Genomic DNA, 18,489 nt, shown 5'->3' with positions numbered 1-18,489 from the left:
GCTGCCAGCGCGGGGTGATCCGGATCAGCGCGCAGCGACGCCCGCCTTGCGCAGCGAGTTCCCGATCGCGAGTCCCACCGCGGTCCAGGCCACGGGGCCCAGCACCGCGACGATCAGGTAGACGATCCGCACCCACAGGTCGAGCGCGGCCATGTCGACGACGAACCACACCACGACGGCCACGATCGCACCGATGATCACGGCCGAGATGAAGAACCGCCAGGCGCCCCAGGCGCGGTACCGGGTGAGGGCGGCGACGCCCTCCTGGATCGCGCCGAACAGCAGCGCCGTGCCGATGAAGCGCATCGCCCATGCCGGGTTGAAGGCACTCGAGATCAGCGCCGCGATCACATGCGTCATCAGTGCCACCAGGGGCAGGCGCAGCACCTCCTGCGCGATGATCCCCGGCAGCACGTGCACCCCGAGGACGAGCCCGTAGATCATCGGCAGGGTGGGGATGACGACGGGTGTGACCCACCCGGCGATCCCGCCGAGGATGCCGGTGGCGACACCGATCGCCGCGCACACGAGCAGAGTGCGTGTGCTCAGCGCCGGTCGGGTGGCCATCCCTCCAGTTTACCGGCCGGACAGCGCTCACCCGGTCCGGGCGGGGCGTAGCCGACGGCATCCGCGCCCCGGGCTATGTTGAGGGCAGGCGCGGCACTGCTGCCGGGCCGGAACGATCGGAACAACTCCCCATGAGAACAACTCCCCTCCGGATGTTCACCGCCGCGGGCACCCTCGCCGCGATGTTCATCGCCTCGACAGCGACAGCAGGAATCGCAGCGACAGGAGAGGAGGTGACAGCACCTACCCCCGTCGACGGGACGCCCGGGCATTACATCGTCGTGATGAAGGCGGATCCCCTCGCCACGTACACCGGCGAGACCAAGGGCTTCAAGGCCACCAAGCCCGCCAAGGGCAAGCAGCTCGACGCGCGCTCCGAGAACTCGAAGAAGTACGCCGCGCACCTCGAGAACGAGCAGCGCAAGCTCGCCAAGGATGCCGGGGTCGCCCCCGACCAGACCTATCAGGTCACGCTGAACGGCTTCAGCGCCGACCTCACCGGTGCGCAGGTGGGCAAGCTGCAGGCGTCGAAGGACGTCCTGGGCGTGTTCCCCGACGAGATCCGGCATCCCGACGCCGTGTCCTCGACCGACTTCCTCGGCCTCGGTGCCGACAAGGACGGTTCGGGCGGCGTGTGGGACCAGCTCGGTGGTCTGCAGGACGCCGGCAAGGGCATCGTGGTGGGTGTCGTCGACACCGGAATCGCCCCCGAGCACCCGTCCTTCGCCGGCGAGCAGCTGAAGAAGCAGAAGCAGTCCGGCGACCAGCCCTACTCCGACGGCACCTACATCTATTACGACAAGTCGGACGGCGCCACGTTCCGCAGCAAGATCGTGCAGGGGCAGGAGTGGGACAAGAAGTCCTATTCGACCAAGCTCGTCGGCGGACAGTACTTCTACAAGGGGGCTCAGGCGGCCGGCTTCGACTTCTCGTCCGACGTGCTGTCCCCGCGTGACGGTGCCGGCCACGGCTCGCACACGGCGAGCACTGCGGCCGGCAGCTTCGGCGTGAAGGCCTCCGTGGAGGGTGTCGACTTCGGCACCGTCTCCGGTGTCGCCCCTGCCGCGAAGGTCGCCGCCTACAAGGCCTGCTACGACGGACCCGACCCCGCCGCCACCGACGACGACATCTGCGCGCTGAGCGACCTGCTCGGTGCGATCGACGCCGCGGTCTCCGACGGCGTCGACGTCATCAACTACTCGATCGGCGGCGGCGCGGCCACCACCACGCTCGGCCCCGACGACATCTCGTTCTTCAACGCGGCCGCCGCCGGCGTGTTCGTCTCGGTCAGCGCGGGCAACAGCGGACCGGACTCGTCCACGGCCGACCACGCCTCGCCGTGGTACACGACCGTCGCGGCATCCACCATCCCGACCTGGGAGGGCACCGTCGAGTTCGAGGGCTTCCAGCAGGCCGGCGCCTCGGTGAGCGTGCCGTTCGGCACGAAGGTCACCGGGCCGTCGATCTACGCCGCCGACGCGGCGGCGGGCGACAAGGCGAACCTCTGTCTGCCGGGCACACTCGACGCGGCCAAGGTCACCGGACACATCGTGGTCTGCGACCGCGGCGAGAACGCCCGTGCCGAGAAGTCGCAGGTCGTGAAGGATGCCGGGGGCATCGGCATGGTCCTGGTGAACGTCCCGGGCGCCGCCGACTCGCTCGACAACGACTTCCACTCGGTGCCGACCGTGCACCTGGCCGCCGCGTACCACGACGCCGTCGTGACCTACGCGCGCAGCGGGGCGGACAAGCCGATCACGCTGATCGGGGAGAACGTCACCGGCAAGACCACCCCGGTCCCGCAGATCGCAGGGTTCTCGAGCCGCGGCCCGATGCTCGCCGACGGCTCCGACGTGATGAAGCCCGACGTGGCGGCTCCCGGTGTGGCGATCCTCGCCGCGACGAACAACCGCGCGAAGCAGCAGCCCACCTTCGGCATCATGTCCGGCACCTCGATGGCCTCGCCGCACGTCGCCGGCCTGGGCGCGCTCTACCTCGGTGAGCACCCGAATGCGACCCCGGCAGAGGTCAAGTCCGCGCTGATGACCACGGCGTACGACACGGTGAACGCCGACGGCTCGACCAACTCCGACCCGTTCCAGCAGGGCGCGGGTCACGTCGACCCGAAGCGCTACCTGAACCCGGGCCTGCTGTACCTGAACGGCACGGCGGACTGGGCGGCCTTCCTCGAGGGCAAGGGCCTCGCGGCCTTCGACGGCATCGATCCGATCGACGGCAGCGATCTGAACCTGGCGTCGATCTCGATCGGCACCCTGGCCAGCGAGCAGACCGTCACCCGAACGGTGACCGCGACCGCCGCGGGCAGCTACACCGCCCAGGCATCGATCCCCGGCGTGAACGTGACCGTCTCGCCCTCGACGCTGGACTTCTCGAAGGCCGGCGAGTCGAAGACGTTCACGGTCACGTTCGACAACCGGTCCGCCCCGGTCGAGAAGTGGGCCACCGGCTCGCTGACCTGGAAGAGCACCGCGAACACGGTGCGCTCGCCGCTGGCGGTGTTCCCCGTCACGGCGGATGCTCCGACCGAGGCCACGGGCACCGGCGTCGACGGCAAGACCACCGTCGACGTCACGCCCGGCGTCAACGGCGAGCTGCCGCTGAACCTCAGCGGTCTTGCACCGTTCACGATGCTGGTCGACGACGCCAACCCTGTCGCCGGTCACAGCGGCGACGAGAAGTCCGGCGACGAGAACAAGGACGTCAGCTGGGTCGTGGACGTGCCCGAGGGCACCGCGCTCTCGCGCTTCGACCTCGACTCGTCGGACGACTCGGGCAGCGACCTCGACCTGACGGTGTACCGCGTGGTGTCGCCGACCGACCTTCGTTACTACGAGAAGTGGCAGTCGGCGACCGGCTCGGCGGACGAGCGGGTCACGGTGGACGGGCCGACCGCGGGCACCTATCTGGTGGTCGCGAACATCTACAGCACGACTGACCCGATGACCTGGGACATGACCTACGCCAACGTGCAGAAGGCTGGGGAGGGCTCGCTCACCGCGACTCCGAACCCGATCGTCGCGATGCGTGGCCAGGCGACGAGCTACGACCTCAGCTGGTCGGGGCTCGACGCCGGGAAGTACCTCGGCGTCGTGCAGTACGGCGACTCCGCGGTGCGGACGGTCGTGACCGTCGACGCGAAGTAGCGTCTCACGGAAGGCCGGGGTCCTGCGGGGTCCCGGCCTTCTGCGTGCCCGGCCGGTGGAGAACGCGGCCGGCGTCGGCGACGGTCGTTACCCTGGAGGGATGCCGCAGCACACGCCCTCGTACGACGAGCCGCCGTACCCGGACGAGCCGTGGGGGGAACCTGAGGACCTCGACTGGATCCCGCCGGAGGACGGCTACGAGCCGCCGCTCGACTGGGGTCAGGGGCCGATGACGCCCATCGCCTCGGCTCCGCCGGCATCCGCTCCGGCGCAGGGCCGCCCCGCGCCGAGCCGCTACCCGACGCCGCTCGAGGCATTGCGCACGGTGTTCGGCTACGACGCGTTCCGCGGCGATCAGGCGGCGATCGTCGATCAGGTCGTCGCCGGCGGCGACGCCGTGGTGCTGATGCCCACCGGCGGCGGCAAGTCGATCACCTATCAGGTGCCGGCGCTGGTGCGCGAGGGCACCGGACTGGTGATCAGCCCGCTCATCGCGCTGATGCACGATCAGGTCGACGCCCTGCGCGCCAACGGCGTGAGGGCCGCGTACCTCAACTCCACACAGTCGCTCGACGAGCGCCGCGCTGTCGAGCGCGATTATCTCGCCGGCGAGCTCGACCTCATCTACGTCGCGCCCGAGCGCCTGTCCAGCCCGCAGACCACGGCGCTGCTGCAGCGCGGCACCCTCAGCGTCATCGCGATCGACGAGGCGCACTGCGTGTCGCAGTGGGGCCACGACTTCCGGCCCGACTACCTGGCGCTGGGCGACCTGGGCGAGCGGTTCCCCGGGGTTCCGCGTATGGCGCTCACCGCGACGGCGACCCGCGCGACGCATCAGGAGATCACCGAGCGACTGCACCTCGACGGTGCGAAGCACTTCGTCGCGAGCTTCGACCGCCCCAACATCCAGTACCGGATCGTGCCGAAGGTCGACCCGCGCAAGCAGCTGGTCGCGTTCATCCGGACGATGGCTGACCCTTCGTCGGGCTCCGGGACCGGAGGCCCGGTGTCCGGCATCGTCTACGCCCTCAGCCGCAAGTCGGTCGAGCAGACCGCCGACCATCTGGTCGCGCAGGGCTTCGACGCGCTGCCGTACCACGCGGGCCTATCGGCCGAGGTGCGCGCGGCGAACCAGGCGCGCTTCCTCCGGGAAGAGGGCGTGGTGATGGTCGCGACGATCGCCTTCGGCATGGGCATCGACAAGCCGGATGTCCGGTTCGTGGCGCACATCGACCTGCCGAAGTCCGTCGAGGGCTACTACCAGGAGACCGGTCGCGCCGGCCGTGACGGCGAGCCGTCGGTGGCCTGGATGGCGTACGGCCTCGGTGACGTCGTGCAGCAGCGTCGCCTCATCGACCAGAGCCCCGGTGACCGCACCTTCAAGATGCGCATGGGCCAGCACCTCGACGCGATGCTCGCCCTGTGCGAGACGGTGCAGTGCCGCCGGCAGAATCTGCTCGGCTATTTCGGCCAGGACTCGCAGCCGTGCGGCAACTGCGACACCTGCCTCGAGGCGCCCGAGACCTTCGACGGCCTGATCCCCGCGCAGAAGCTGCTCTCCACGATCGTGCGGCTCAAGCGTGAGCGCAATCAGGCCTTCGGCGCCGGACAGCTGATCGACATCCTGCGCGGCTCGTCCACCGAGCGCATCCGCAAGCTCGGGCACGAGAAGATCGCGACCTACGGCATCGGCGCCGATCTGTCCGAGCAGGACTGGCGCAGCGTCGTGCGGCAGCTGCTGGCGCGCGGCATCCTCGTCGCGCAGGGTGAGTACGGCACCCTCGCGCCGGGGGAGGCGGCCGCCGGCGTGCTGCGCGGCGAGACGCCGGTGCCGCTGCGCAAGGACACGATCGGGCGCGTCTCCGTCACGAAGACACGCAAGTCCGCGGCATCCGATTCGCTGGATGCGGGGGATCGGCCGCTGTTCGAGGCGCTGCGCGCCTGGCGCGCCGAGACCGCGCGCGAGCAGGGCGTACCGGCGTACATCGTGTTCGGCGACGCCACGCTGCGCGCATTGGCCGAGCACCGTCCGGCGTCCGCCTCGGCGCTCGACGGCATCACCGGCATCGGTGCCAAGAAGCGCGACGCCTACGGCGAGGCCGTGCTCGAGGTCATCGCCGCGAACTGAGCGGCACCGCCTCCGTCGCGTACTCCTCACCGTGCACGTGCACGGTGGCCGACGCCCGCAGCAGCTTCGAGACAGGGCAGCGGGCGTGTGCGCGCTCGACCAGGTCGGCCGTCTGCTCGGACGAGTACCCCTCGGCCGACAGGAACGCGTCGACGTGGAACTCATAGCCGGGGCCGGGCTCGGCAGGATGCAGCTCGACCTCCACCCGCACAGAGGTGCGGACCTGCTCCAGCACCAGCACCTGGGCGGTGCCGTTCAGGCAGGTCGCCCATGCGAGCGCCAGCAGCTGCTCGGGGTTGCTCGCCGTCGGATCGACATCGTCCGCGAGTGGTGAGGCGACCGCGACATCCAGTCCTCCCGGAACCCAGCTGTGCCCTTCCGCGTCGTTGATCGCTTCCGTCCGGTACCTGACCACCATGATCCCACTGTATGTGGACCGGGTGCGGAAGAGGCCGCTCGTCCGCCCGCACACCGGAGCCGGGAAAAGTCCGGTCGGCGTCCCTGGTCATTTCCGCCGTGCCGCGTTAGGTTCGGCACGTATTCATCTTCGAGAGGGGCGAGGCATGTACTACAGCACGGGGAACTATGAGGCGTTCGCGCGACCGCGCAAGCCCGAGGGGGTCGATCGGAAATCGGCCTGGTACGTGGGCGCGGGCCTGGCATCGATGTCGTCCGCGCTGTTCATGATCCGGGACGGACAGCTCAGTGGCGACCGGATCACGATCCTGGAGCGGCTGCCCCTTCCCGGTGGTGCGCTGGACGGCATCCGCAGGCCGAAGAAGGGCTTCGTGATCCGCGGCGGACGCGAGATGGAAGACCACATGGAGTGCCTGTGGGACGCCTTCCGCACTGTTCCCTCGCTCGAGATCGACGGCGCCAGCGTGCTCGACGAGTTCTATTGGCTGAACAAGGACGATCCCAACTTCTCGCTGTGCCGCGTCACCGAGAAGCAGGGGCAGGACGCCGGTACGCAGAACCGCTTCGCGCTCAGCGAGAAGGCGCAGCGCGAGGTGCTGCACGTCTTCCTCGCGACCCGCGAGGAGATGGAGGACAAGCGGATCGACGAGGTGTTCTCGGACGAGTTCCTGAAGAGCAACTTCTGGCTGTACTGGCGCACGATGTTCGCGTTCGAGGAGTGGCACTCGGCGCTCGAGATGAAGCTGTATCTGCACCGGTTCGTGCACCACATCGGCGGACTGCCCGACCTGTCCGCGCTGAAGTTCACGAAGTACAACCAGTACGAGTCGCTGGTGCTGCCGATGTACCGCTGGCTGCTCGATCAGGGCGTGACCTTCCACTTCGACACGCAGGTGACCGACATCGACTTCGAGATCACGGCGGAGTCGAAGAGGGCCACCCGCATCCACTGGATCCGCGACGGCGAGGAGGGCGGCGTCGATCTGGGCCCCGACGATCTCGTTCTCGCCACGATCGGCGGCCTCACCGAGAACTCGGATGAGGGCGACCAGCACACGGCCGCGAAGGTGGATGCCTCGCCGGCGGCCGGCTGGGCGCTGTGGCAGAGCATCGCAGCGAAGGACCCGTCGTTCGGGCGGCCGGAGGTGTTCAGCGGCGACATCGAGAAGACCAAGTGGGAGTCGGCGACGGTGACCACACTGGACCGCCGCATCCCGGAGTACATCGAGCGGATCGCCAAGCGCGACCCCTTCAGCGGCAAGGTCGTCACCGGCGGCATCGTCACGGCGCGCGATTCGTCGTGGCTGATGAGCTGGACGGTCAACCGGCAGCCGCACTTCAAGAACCAGCCGGCCGACCAGATCGTGGTCTGGGTGTACGGCCTGTTCGTGGACGTGCCCGGCGACTACACCGGCAAGACACTGCAGGAGTCCACAGGCGAGGAGATCACCCGCGAGTGGCTGTACCACCTGGGTGTTCCGGTCGATCAGATCGACGAGCTCGCGCGCGACGCCGCCACGGCCGTGCCGGTGATGATGCCGTACGTGACGTCGTTCTTCATGCCGCGCAAGGCGGGGGACCGGCCCGACGTGGTGCCCGAGGGAGCGCAGAACTTCGCGTTCATCGGCCAGTTCGCCGAGACCACCCGCGACTGCATCTTCACCACCGAGTACTCGGTGCGCACCGGGATGGAGGCGGCCTATCGACTGCTCGGTGTGGAGCGCGGGGTGCCGGAGGTGTTCGGCTCCACCTACGACATCCGGTCGCTGCTGAACGCGACGAGCCGGATGAGGGACGGCGCCGACGTGAGCCTGCCCGGGCCCGCCATCCTGCGGAACCGGCTGTTCGCCAAGCTGGACGGCACGCAGATCGGCGAGCTGCTCACGGACTTCGGGATCATCCCCGAGCACGGCAGCACGCGCCGCCGCGAGCGGGCGGACGACGCGATCGAGTGAGGGCGGCGCGGCCGCGCGAGCGCGGCTGGGTGTGGGGTCACGACAACGCCGGGGGAGACGGTCGCGGCATCCGATTGGGGATGTTCCACAGTGGAGTTCCACGAGTGTTGTCGTAGACCTACCATCGAAGCAACCCCAGACTCCCTCTCGAGAGGATTCCCCATGGTCGACGCCGCCGTCCGCTCCACCACACCCGCCCCGCAGCTCGATGTCGATCGTCTGAACGAACTGCTCATGGGCTCGTGGGCCGACACCCGCCGCGAGTCCCGCGAGCTGATCAAGGACTCGGCGTTCTGGCGCGACGACTCACTCGGCAAGGACGAGCACCGCGAGCGCGTGCTCACCCAGATGCACCTGCTGGTGGAGAACAAGGCGGTGCACCGCGCGTTCCCGAAGGAGTTCGGCGGTGCGGAGAACAACGGCGCCAACATCGCCGGCTTCGAGGAGCTGGTCGCCGCCGACCCCAGCCTGCAGATCAAGTCGGGCGTGCAGTGGGGACTGTTCGGCTCGGCCGTGCTGCAGCTCGGCACCGCCGAGCACCACAGGAAGTGGCTGCCCGGCATCATGGACCTCTCCATCCCCGGCGCCTTCGCGATGACCGAGATCGGGCACGGATCGGATGTCGCGGCCGTCGGCACAACGGCGACGTACGACCCCGAGACCGAGGAGTTCGTCATCAACACGCCGTTCCGCGCGGCGACGAAGGAGTTCCTCGGCAACGCGGCCCTGCACGGCATCGCGGCGACCGTGTTCGCGCAGCTGATCACCAATGGCGTGAACCACGGCGTGCACTGCTTCTACGTGCCGCTGCGCGGCGAGGACGGCGTCGACCTGCCCGGAATCGGTCGCGAGGACGACGGCCTCAAGGGCGGCCTGAACGGCATCGACAACGGCCGGCTCAGCTTCGACCACGTGCGCATCCCGCGCACCAACCTGCTGAACAAGTACGGCGACGTCGCCGCGGACGGCACCTACACCAGCTCGATCGACAGCCCTGGTCGTCGCTTCTTCACCATGCTCGGCACCCTGGTGCAGGGCCGCGTCTCGCTCGACGGCGCCTCGTCGTGGGCATCCGCCCTCGGACTGAAGATCGCGATCACCTACGCCACGCAGCGCCGCCAGTTCGACGGCGCCGACGGGCAGGAGGTCGTGCTGCTCGACTACGGCAAGCACCAGCGCCGTCTGCTGCCCCGCCTGGCCACCACCTATGCGCAGATCTTCGCGCACGACGAGTTCCTGCAGAAGTTCGACGGAGTGTTCTCTGGTCGCACCGACACCCCGACCGACCGCGAAGACCTCGAGACCCTGGCCGCCGCGCTCAAGCCGCTGTCGACCTGGCATGCGCTGGACACGCTGCAGGAGGCCCGCGAGGCCTGCGGCGGTGCCGGGTTCATGTTCGAGAACCGCCTGGTCGGCCTGCGCGCTGACCTCGACATCTACGTCACCTTCGAGGGCGACAACAACATCCTGTTGCAGCTGGTCGGCAAGCGTCTGCTCACCGACTACGCCAAGCAGTTCAAAGGCAAGGATGCCGCGGCGCTGGCCAAGTACGCGGTCGGCCAGACGGCCGGCAAGGTGTTCCACGGCGCCGGGCTGCGCGCGCTGGGGCAGGCCGTCGCCGACCTCGGCTCCACGGCCCGCTCGGTCGGGCTCGGCCTGCGCGAGGAGCAGCAGCACGAGCTGCTGACCGAGCGCGTGCAGCAGATGGTCGCCGACATCGCCGGCCGCCTTCGCCCCGCCGGCAAGGACAAGGTCCTCGGCGAGAAGCTGTTCAACGAGAACCAGGCCGAGCTCATCGAGGCCGCCCGCGCGCACGGCGAGCTGCTGCAGTGGGAGGCGTTCACCGACGCCGTGCACAAGGTCGAGGACGCCGAGACGAAGAAGGTGCTCACCTGGCTGCGCGATCTGTTCGGCCTGCAGCTGATCGAGAAGCACCTCGCCTGGCACCTCATCAACGGACGCCTGTCCACCCAGCGCGCCGCTGCCGTATCGAGCTACATCGACCGGCTCTGCGCGCGGCTGCGCCCCTACGCACTCGACCTCGTGAACGCCTTCGGCTATGAGCCCGAGCACCTGCGGGCGCCGATCGCCTCGGGCATCGAGCAGCAGCGGCAGGACGAGGCCCGCGCGCACTATGCCGCGCTGAAGGCCTCGGGGCAGGCTCCGATCTCCGAGAAGGAGCTCCGCAAGCAGCAGAAGCACGGTACTGAGCGGGCGTAGCAAGTCGGAGTGAAGGGCTGAGCGCCCTCCTCGCGAGAACGCCCGCACGGCCGGGGAACGGATGCACGACGCATCCGCCCCTCCGGTCGTGCGGGCGTTCGCGCGTCGTGCAGGTGCGCCGGTCCGGCCTTCAACGCGATCGGGTCAGCCGGCCACGGGATACGCCGCGGGGTCGGCGGCGACCGAGGCCGGGGGCACCGCGGAACGGCGCACCTTCGCGATGACGACGGCGTGCACGACGAACACCACGGCCATCGCCACGCCGCCGCCGGTCACGAGGAGCGGCACGACGACCGGGTACAGGTCGCGGGGCAGCATCCGCAGCATGTCGGGCACCATCGTCGGCACGGTTCCGAGCAGCAGGAGGGCGGCCGGCAGGATCAGGGCCCACGACGACCAGCGCGTCAGCAGTACCGCGGCGACGAGCAGCGCGACTCCCGCCAGCACGGCGAGGATGCTGAGCAGCTGCGGCTCGGTGCGATAGGTGCGCAGGAACTCGAGCTGCCCGCTCGCGAGTCCGGTGGGCAGCAGCCAGGCGCTCAGCGCCAGCAGCAGCGGAGCCAGGATGAGACCGAGGACGCCGAGGCCGCCCTCGCTGCCGGCGGGTGCTCGCCGCGCGAGCGCGAGAGCGATGCCGCCCGCGCCCATCGCGACCAGGAGGAGCAGGGCGTGGCCGTAGGTGAGGGCGTCCACGGCCGGGCGGACCGCCTCGGGTGCGGCCCGGTAGATCTCCAGCAGCACAGCCGGGAACAGTGCCGCCGCGATCGGCACCAGCGAGAGCACTCCGGCGGCGATGAGTCCGGCGGAGCTCCAGATTCCTGTGACCACCACACCGGCGAGCAGCAGCAGACCGAGCAGCTGCAGCAGCAGGCGGACGGTGAGCAGATCCCCCGGCGGCAGCTCCTGCGAGAATGTGCCCAGCCGCTGCAGCCAGATCAGGCCGCCGAAGAAGACGAGCCCGATCGCGACCGGAGTCACGATCAGGCCGATCAGTGCGGTCACGATCCGCGCCACGATGGATGAGCTTCGCATGGGTCCCCCTCCGGTCCGCTCCCACAGTAGCGAGGTCGCGTCGGGGCGGGGTGTCGGCGGTCACCGATACCGTGGTCGCCATGGCTTCCCTCCTCACCGCGGCAGACGGGCGTGCGCGCTGCGCCTGGGTCGGCGACGACGACGAGTACCGGCGCTACCACGACGAGGAATGGGGCGTCCCGCTGCACGGCGATCGTGCGCTGTTCGAGAAGATGTCGCTCGAGGGCTTCCAGGCGGGGCTCAGCTGGATCACCATCCTGCGCAAGCGCCCGCGCTTCCGCGAGGTGTTCGCCGGCTTCGATCCGGCCCTCGTCGCCCGGTTCGGCGACGACGACGTCGAGCGCTTGATGACGGATGCCGGGATCGTGCGCAACCGGGCCAAGATCGAGGCCGCGATCGGCAACGCCGCCCTCGTCGACGCGATGGCCGACGGCGAGCTCGACGAGCTGATGTGGTCGTTCGCCCCGCCCGCCGCCGCGGCACGGCCCGCCGACATGTCCGAAGTGCCCGCGACGATTCCGGCATCCGTCGCGCTCAGCAAAGAGCTGCGCAGACGCGGATTCCGCTTCGTCGGCCCGACCACGATGTACGCGCTGATGCAGTCCGCCGGCATGGTCGACGACCATCTGCAGGGGTGCTGGCGAGCCCGTTCCTGAGCGATGCCATGCCGTGGCCGCATCGGCATGCGGGGGCCTGTCTTGGGGGCGGGGGCGACCGTAGCGCCTCCGGCCGGCTCGATCGGGGCGTCGGATGGGTAGTTCTCCCCATCCGACGCATCCGGCGCGCCCGGTTAGGATAAGCGGGTGCGGACTGGCCGGAGCCGACCGTCCCCCGCGCGCAGCATTCACTGCAGTTCCAGGGGGGAATGGAAATGAAGGCGTTCGCCTGGGTCAGAACACGCCCGAAGACGCTGGCCGCCGCCGCAGTCGTCACTGCCGGTGCCGTCGCCATCACGACGATGGCGATGGCCTATGACGGCAACCCGACCACCGAGGTCGAGTTGAACGACGGCGGTGTCTGGATCACGAAGTCGTCCAGCCTGCTGGTCGGGCACTTCAACAACGAGTCGACTCTTCTCGACGCGGGTCTGCGCACCGCGGGCGAGGACTTCGACATCCTGCAGGACGAGGCCACGATCGCGGTCGTCAACCGCGATGACGCCACTCTCGCGACGGTGAACCCGGCGACCGTGTCGCTGAACGACGCCGTGCCGATTCCAGGCTCGAGCAAGGTCGCACTCGCGGAGAACACGGTCGCGATCCTCGACCGCGCCTCCGGCGGCCTGTGGGTCAACTCCGTGCAGCGCATGGCGAACTTCGAGTTCGCGGGCAGCAAGCCCCTCGTGGAACTCGGCAAGAACGCCGACATCGCCGTCGGGCAGGACGGCACCGTGTACGCGGTGTCGCCGGCGGACTCCGCGGTGTACACGATCCCCGTCACGCCGCAGGGCGACCCTGAGGACCCTCGGACCTCCGGCGTGGACGGGCTGAAGGCATCGAGTGAGCCCACGATCACCGTCGTCGGCGAGACGCCGGTGGTGCTGGACGCGGCGCAGGGCGTCGTGATGTCACCGGGAGGAATCCGGACCGAGATCGACGGCGCCGACACCGCGGTGCTGCAGCAGCCCTCGGTCGCTGCGAGCGCCGTGTCGGTGGCCACCGCGTCCGCGCTGCTGGACGTGCCGCTGGACGGCGGCGACGTCGTCGCCACGAACACCAGGGCGCAGGGCGTTCCCGCCGCCCCGGTGCGGGTCGCCGGATGCGCCTACGGCGCATGGGGCGGTTCGGGCGCGTTCGTGCGGGACTGCATGGGCAAGTCGAACGATCTCAAGCAGCAGATCCCGAACCTGAAGCCGTCGTCGAGCCTGCAGTTCCGGGTGAACCGGAACGTCGTCGTGCTGAACGACGTCGTGGGCGGCCTGGCGTGGATCGCCACCGAGAGCCTCCAGCAGGTCGACAACTGGAACGACATCACTCCTCCCGAGGGCGAGACCGAGGAAGAGGAGAACACCACCGAGGAGACGGTGGAGACCTCGCTCCCCGAGCGCAGCGAGGAGAACACCAAGCCGGTCGCCGAGGACGACGAGTTCGGCGTGCGCCCCGGCGGCACGACGTTCCTGCCCGTGCTGGACAACGACACCGATGCCGACGGCGACGTGCTGGTCGCCGCGCTGTCGAGCAAGCAGCCCTCGGTGGGCGAGGTGCAGCCGATCAACAACGGCAGTGCGCTGCAGATAGCCGTTCCGGAGGATGCCTCGGGCGCAGCCACCTTCGAGTACGAGGTCGACGACGGTCGCAAGGGCAAGGACACCGCGAAGGTGTCGGTGACGGTGCACGACTGGAGCGTGAACGCCGCTCCGAAGGCGAAGCGCAAGAGCGCCATCGCCGTCGAGGCCGGTGGCACGGTGTCGTACAACGTGCTGCCGGACTGGATCGATCCGGACGGCGATGACGTCTACCTCAAGGATGTCGTCCCGGCCCCCGGTGACGAGGTCGACTTCACGACCGACGGTCAGATCACCTACCGTGCGGTGTCCAGCCCTCCGGGCCGGCACGAGGTGCAGGTCATGGTGGCCGACGGCTCGGGTGAACTGGCGAACGGGATCGTCCAGCTCGACGTGCGTCCGGTCGGCTCCACGCTGCCGAAGACCAACGCCGATCACGTGGTGACCACCGTGGGCACGCAGGTGACGGTGTCGCCGCTGGTGAACGACACGAGCTCCAGCCGCGAGCAGCTGCGGCTGAACCGGGTGGACACCGTCGAGGGCGCCACGATCGACCCCGACTACCCGAACAAGACCTTCACCTTCCGGTCGAACTCCCCGGGCGTCTATTACGTGCAGTACCTCGTGACCGCGGGTGTACCGACGGCCACGGGCCTGGTGCGCATCGATGTGCAGGAGAAGACCACCGAGGATCTGGCGCCGATCGCGGTGCGCGACGTCGCGCTGCTGCCGACCGGTGGCGAGGCACTCGTCGGTGTGCTGAACAACGACACCGATCCGGGTGGCGGCATGCTGGTCGTGCAGTCGGTGACGGTCGAGCCGGGCAGCGGGGTGTCGGTCTCGGTGCTGAACCACGAGACGCTGCGGATCGGCGACCAGGGCGGCCTGGACAAGCAGGTGCGGATCAAGTACCGCATCTCGAACGGGTCCAAGACGGCCGAGGGCGACGTGGTGGTCATCCCGATCCCCGCGCCCGACAAGCTCCTTCCGCCGGTGGCCAACGACGACACCGCCGTGGTCCGTGCCGGCGACGTGGTGACCATCCCGGTGCTCGACAACGACACGCATCCGAACGACGCGACGATGCACGTGGAATCCGCGCTGGTGGAGCCGTTCATCGATCCGGAGGACGGCGAGGCGTTCGTCTCGCAGGACAAGGTGCGGTTCCGCGCCGGGCCGAAGGCCAAGACGGTCTACGCGACGTACAACGTGGTCGATGCGAACGGCCAGGTCGACGCCGGCTACATCACCATCCAGATCCTCGCCGTGGATGAGAAGCGCAACGCCGCTCCTCGGCCGCGGGATGTCACGGCACGCACCCTGAGCGGTACGACGGCGAACATCGCGATCCCGCTGGACGGGATCGACCAGGACGGCGACTCGGTCGAGCTGCTCGGGCTGGACTCCAACCCGACGAAGGGGCGGGTGACCGTCGAGCAGGACTACCTCGTCTACGACGCGTTCGACGACTCCACGGGCGTGGACGCCTTCACCTACAAGGTGCGTGACCACCTCGGCAAGGAGGGTGTCGCGAGCGTCCGCGTCGGCATCGCCCCCAGCGAGGAGTCCAACCAGTCGCCGTACGCGGTGAAGGACTCGGTGGTGGTGCGTCCCGGCCGTGAGGTCGCGGTTCCCGTGCTGGCGAACGACTCCGACCCCGAGGGCGATGAGATCGCGCTCGTGAAGAAGGGCATCAAGCTGGCACCGGGCGTCAAGGGCTTCGATGCCCGCGTCTCGGGCGACCGCATCCTGGTGCAGGCTCCGAACGAGGAGGTCGAGACCTCGTTGCGGTACACGATCGTGGACGAGCGCGGGGCCGAGGCGACGGCCGTCGTGCAGGTGACCGTCGACAAGGACGTGCCGCTGCTGTTCCCGATCGCCCGCGACGACCGGGTCAAGTCCGAGGACGTGAAGGACAAGACGACGATCGACGTCGACGTGCTCGCGAACGACGAGGACCCCGACGGCGTCACAGACGCGCTGAAGCTGGACGTCGAGTCCGGCGGCAAGCTCCTGGAGAACCGCAAGGTCCGCGTCACCATCGGTGAGGAGTCGCAGGTGATCCGCTACTCGATCACCGACGAGGACGACCAGACGAACGCCGCCTTCATCTATGTGCCCGCGCTCAAGGACCTCGCGCCGGTGATCAAGGCGGGCGCCTCGATCGAGGTCGTCAGCGGCAAGACCGTCGAGGTTCCGCTGAACGAGTACGTGACCGTCGCGGGCGGTGGCCACGTCGTGATCACCGAGGCCGAGAAGGTCTCCGCCGCGCACGCGAACGGCGCCAACCTCATCAAGGACGACAAGACGCTCGTCTACACCTCGGCCGACCGCTACTTCGGCCCGGACGCGCTGTACTTCGAGGTCACCGACGGCAACGGGCCGGACGACCCGAAGGGCCGCAAGGCGACGCTGTCGATCCCGATCACGGTGCTCCCACCCGACAACCAGCCGCCCACGTTCACCCACGCGCAGCTCAACGTCGCGCCGGGTGAGCCCGCGGCATCCATCGATCTGGCGCCGCTGGTCGACGATCCGGATCCCAAGGATGCCGGGAAGCACAGTTTCACGTACGTGAGCGGTGCGACCGGTGGCATCTCCGCCCGGATGGACGGCTCGAAGCTGCTGGTGGAGGCATCGGCGAACACGAAGAAGGGCACCGGCGCATCGTTGACCGTCCGCGTCACGGACGGTACGACGGAGCCCGTCGAGGGCACCATCGACATCGCGGTGACGGCGTCCACACGGGAGCTCCCGACGGCGAACACCGACAGTTTCCCGGAGACGAACCAGGGTGAGAAGATCACCGTCTCGCCGCTGGCGAACGACGTGAACCCGTTCCTCGGCGAGGGCGATCTCAAGCTCATCCGCGCCGAGGTGGAGAGCGGATCCGGCTCGATCACGGTGCGCGGCGACCAGGTCGACGTGACGCCGGACGCGAAGTTCGTCGGAACGCTCGTGGTCCGCTACCGGATCGGAGACATCACCGAGGACGCCGACCGCGAGGTCGACGGCCAGATCGTGCTGACCGTGCAGGGCAAGCCGGATGCTCCGGGCAAACCGAAGATCTCGAGCGTGCAGGATCGCAAGGTGGTGCTCTCCTGGTCGCCGCCCGCGAACAACGGCGCGCAGATCACGGGATACACGGTGCGCTCGGTGCAGGGCGACTCGTACCAGAAGCAGTGCACGTCGACGACCTGCACCCTGGACGGCCTGACGAACAACGTGAAGTACCTGTTCCAGGTGACGGCGACCAACAGGGTCGGCGAGTCCGAATCCTCGCCGTCCTCCGACGAGGCGCGCCCCGATGCGCGCCCGGACACGCCCTCCGCGCCCACCCTGGTCTACGGCGACAAGCAGCTGACGATCAACTGGGTGACGCCGTCGACGCCGGGTTCACCGGTGCAGTACTACACGCTGGAGCTCGTGGGCGGCCTCGGCTCCGGGCAGCAGACCAACCTCACCGGCAACTCCTACGTCTGGACGGGGCTGGAGAACGGTTCGTCGTACACGGCACGGATCCAGGCGCACAACCTCGCACCCGAGGCCTCGACCTGGAGTCTGGACTCGCTGCCCGAGATCCCGTCCGGCCCGCCGGCCAAGCCAGCCGTGCCCACCACGGCGGAGCTCGAGGCGGTCGGCGACCGGGCGCAGATGCAGGTGTCGTGGACGCCGCCGAACGACAACGGCGACTCGATCGACGGGTACGAGCTGCAGGTGATCAACGGATCCCAGGTCGTGCAGACGCTCCCGGTGTCGGCCGGCAGCACGTCGCAGGCCGTCGTCGTCGACACCTCGACGACCGCGTACACCTACAAGGTGCGCGCGCAGAACCGGTCGGACTGGGGCCCATGGAGCGACGCATCCGCGCCGCGCCGTGCTGCCATCAAGCCCGGCACGCCGGGGACGCCGGCGGTGACCGCCGGCGACAAGCAGCTCGAGGTCACGGAGTCGTCGTACAGACTGTCGGCGGACGACATGAACGGCGCCAGCACGTCGGAGATGAGGTACGAGTACAGCCTCAACAACGGCGGCTGGCAGAGCAACTGGAACGGCTCCACCATCGCGGCGAACAACGGCACGCCGTACACCGTGCGCATCCGCGCTGTCGCGAACGTCGACGGCAAGAACTACATCTCGGACCCGTCCGGAGCGTCCGCCAGCAAGACGCCGTACGGCATCCCGCCGGCGCCGAACGTCTCGGCGACGAACAACGGGACCTCGATCACGTTCAGCTGGAGCCCGAACGGTGACAACGGATCCGCGATCACCGACGCGCGCGTCAGCATCGACGGCGGCGGCTGGCAGCCGGTTGCGAAGAACGGCTCGACGACCGTCGGCAACGGGTACTCGCAGAGCCACTCGATCCGCGTGCAGGTCAAGAACGCCCGGGGCTGGTCCGGTGACGGCTCCGCCTCCGCCCGCACGAACGACCCGCCCCCGCCGCGGGTGTGGGTGACGCAGGGCTCCGTCCCCTCGAACGGATCGTGCGTCAACGGGTGCCGCAAGCTCGTGGTGAACTGGCAGAACGCCAACCTCGGCTCGAAGTCGGTGTACTGCATGGCGCAATACCCCAGCGGTCCCGGCAAGGTCAGCAACACCGCCTACACGGTGAACTTCGACGGCAGCGGCAGCCTGGAGCTGCCCTGCTGGCAGGGTCGCGACGGCCTGAACGTCTGGGTGGACATCATCGGCTGGGGCGGGTCGGTCGACACCGAGACCAACTACTGGCCGAGACCGTAGTCGCGCCGGCCGGCGGCGCCGAGAGGTGCGGATGGGGAG

The 18,489-nt window shown here is 69.1% G+C and carries 9 protein-coding genes; 6 read left to right on the top strand and 3 right to left on the bottom strand.

Annotation, left to right across the window (positions count from 1 at the left end; translation table 11 throughout):
* Nucleotides 1-24: 24 nt before the first annotated feature.
* Nucleotides 25-567 (bottom strand): ECF transporter S component, encoded by a 543-nt coding sequence (locus tag ACFVAE_RS17715; protein ID WP_378895117.1) that lies wholly within the window; start codon nucleotides 565-567, stop codon nucleotides 25-27.
* A 131-nt stretch (nucleotides 568-698) separates the two neighbouring features.
* On the opposite strand from ACFVAE_RS17715, the gene ACFVAE_RS17710 reads away from it, so the two are divergent.
* Together ACFVAE_RS17710 and recQ are read left to right on the top strand one after the other, a co-directional pair.
* Nucleotides 699-3,731 (top strand): S8 family peptidase, encoded by a 3,033-nt coding sequence (locus tag ACFVAE_RS17710; protein ID WP_378895114.1) that lies wholly within the window; start codon nucleotides 699-701, stop codon nucleotides 3,729-3,731.
* A 100-nt stretch (nucleotides 3,732-3,831) separates the two neighbouring features.
* Nucleotides 3,832-5,859, top strand: coding sequence for a DNA helicase RecQ (gene recQ, locus ACFVAE_RS17705; protein WP_378895111.1), 2,028 nt, complete (start codon nucleotides 3,832-3,834; stop codon nucleotides 5,857-5,859).
* Here the strand turns inward: recQ and ACFVAE_RS17700 are convergent.
* Nucleotides 5,843-6,277 carry an OsmC family protein gene (locus ACFVAE_RS17700; RefSeq protein WP_378895108.1) on the bottom strand — a complete coding sequence of 145 codons (435 nt, stop codon included), beginning with the start codon at nucleotides 6,275-6,277 and terminating at the stop codon, nucleotides 5,843-5,845. The two genes, recQ and ACFVAE_RS17700, sit on opposite strands and share 17 nt — an antisense overlap.
* A 145-nt stretch (nucleotides 6,278-6,422) precedes the next feature.
* Here ACFVAE_RS17700 and ACFVAE_RS17695 point away from each other — a divergent pair, with 145 nt between their 5' ends.
* On the top strand, nucleotides 6,423-8,231 hold the full coding sequence (locus ACFVAE_RS17695; protein WP_378895105.1) for an oleate hydratase: 1,809 nt from the start codon (nucleotides 6,423-6,425) through the stop codon (nucleotides 8,229-8,231).
* A 162-nt stretch (nucleotides 8,232-8,393) separates the two neighbouring features.
* The gene (locus tag ACFVAE_RS17690) at nucleotides 8,394-10,451 is read left to right on the top strand and encodes an acyl-CoA dehydrogenase (RefSeq protein WP_378895102.1); all 2,058 of its coding nucleotides are present in this window, start codon (nucleotides 8,394-8,396) and stop codon (nucleotides 10,449-10,451) included.
* A 144-nt stretch (nucleotides 10,452-10,595) separates the two neighbouring features.
* Here ACFVAE_RS17690 and ACFVAE_RS17685 read toward each other — a convergent pair whose 3' ends face one another.
* The gene (locus ACFVAE_RS17685; protein WP_378895099.1) at nucleotides 10,596-11,483 is read right to left on the bottom strand and encodes a hypothetical protein; all 888 of its coding nucleotides are present in this window, start codon (nucleotides 11,481-11,483) and stop codon (nucleotides 10,596-10,598) included.
* A gap of 80 nt (nucleotides 11,484-11,563) precedes the next feature.
* Between ACFVAE_RS17685 and ACFVAE_RS17680 the strand changes: the two genes are divergently transcribed.
* Nucleotides 11,564-12,139, top strand: coding sequence for a DNA-3-methyladenine glycosylase I (locus ACFVAE_RS17680; RefSeq protein ID WP_378895096.1), 576 nt, complete (start codon nucleotides 11,564-11,566; stop codon nucleotides 12,137-12,139).
* Nucleotides 12,140-12,354: 215 nt separating this feature from the next.
* The gene (locus ACFVAE_RS17675) at nucleotides 12,355-18,450 is read left to right on the top strand and encodes an Ig-like domain-containing protein (protein WP_378895094.1); all 6,096 of its coding nucleotides are present in this window, start codon (nucleotides 12,355-12,357) and stop codon (nucleotides 18,448-18,450) included.
* Nucleotides 18,451-18,489 lie beyond the last annotated feature (39 nt).

This window comes from Microbacterium sp. NPDC057659 (assembly GCF_042799915.1).
In the GTDB taxonomy this organism is placed as follows: domain Bacteria; phylum Actinomycetota; class Actinomycetes; order Actinomycetales; family Microbacteriaceae; genus Microbacterium.
Note: the sequence above shows the minus strand (reverse complement) of the source record. Positions and strands in the feature narration are given on the sequence as shown.

Coding starts and splice junctions, on each gene's coding strand:
- ACFVAE_RS17695 (WP_378895105.1), top strand. CDS start 6,423: ATGTACTACAGCACGGGGAACTATGAGGCGTTCGCGCGACCGCGCAAG.
- ACFVAE_RS17685 (WP_378895099.1), bottom strand. CDS start 11,483: ATGCGAAGCTCATCCATCGTGGCGCGGATCGTGACCGCACTGATCGGC.
- ACFVAE_RS17690 (WP_378895102.1), top strand. CDS start 8,394: ATGGTCGACGCCGCCGTCCGCTCCACCACACCCGCCCCGCAGCTCGAT.
- ACFVAE_RS17710 (WP_378895114.1), top strand. CDS start 699: ATGAGAACAACTCCCCTCCGGATGTTCACCGCCGCGGGCACCCTCGCC.
- recQ (WP_378895111.1), top strand. CDS start 3,832: ATGCCGCAGCACACGCCCTCGTACGACGAGCCGCCGTACCCGGACGAG.
- ACFVAE_RS17680 (WP_378895096.1), top strand. CDS start 11,564: ATGGCTTCCCTCCTCACCGCGGCAGACGGGCGTGCGCGCTGCGCCTGG.
- ACFVAE_RS17700 (WP_378895108.1), bottom strand. CDS start 6,277: ATGGTGGTCAGGTACCGGACGGAAGCGATCAACGACGCGGAAGGGCAC.
- ACFVAE_RS17715 (WP_378895117.1), bottom strand. CDS start 567: ATGGCCACCCGACCGGCGCTGAGCACACGCACTCTGCTCGTGTGCGCG.
- ACFVAE_RS17675 (WP_378895094.1), top strand. CDS start 12,355: ATGAAGGCGTTCGCCTGGGTCAGAACACGCCCGAAGACGCTGGCCGCC.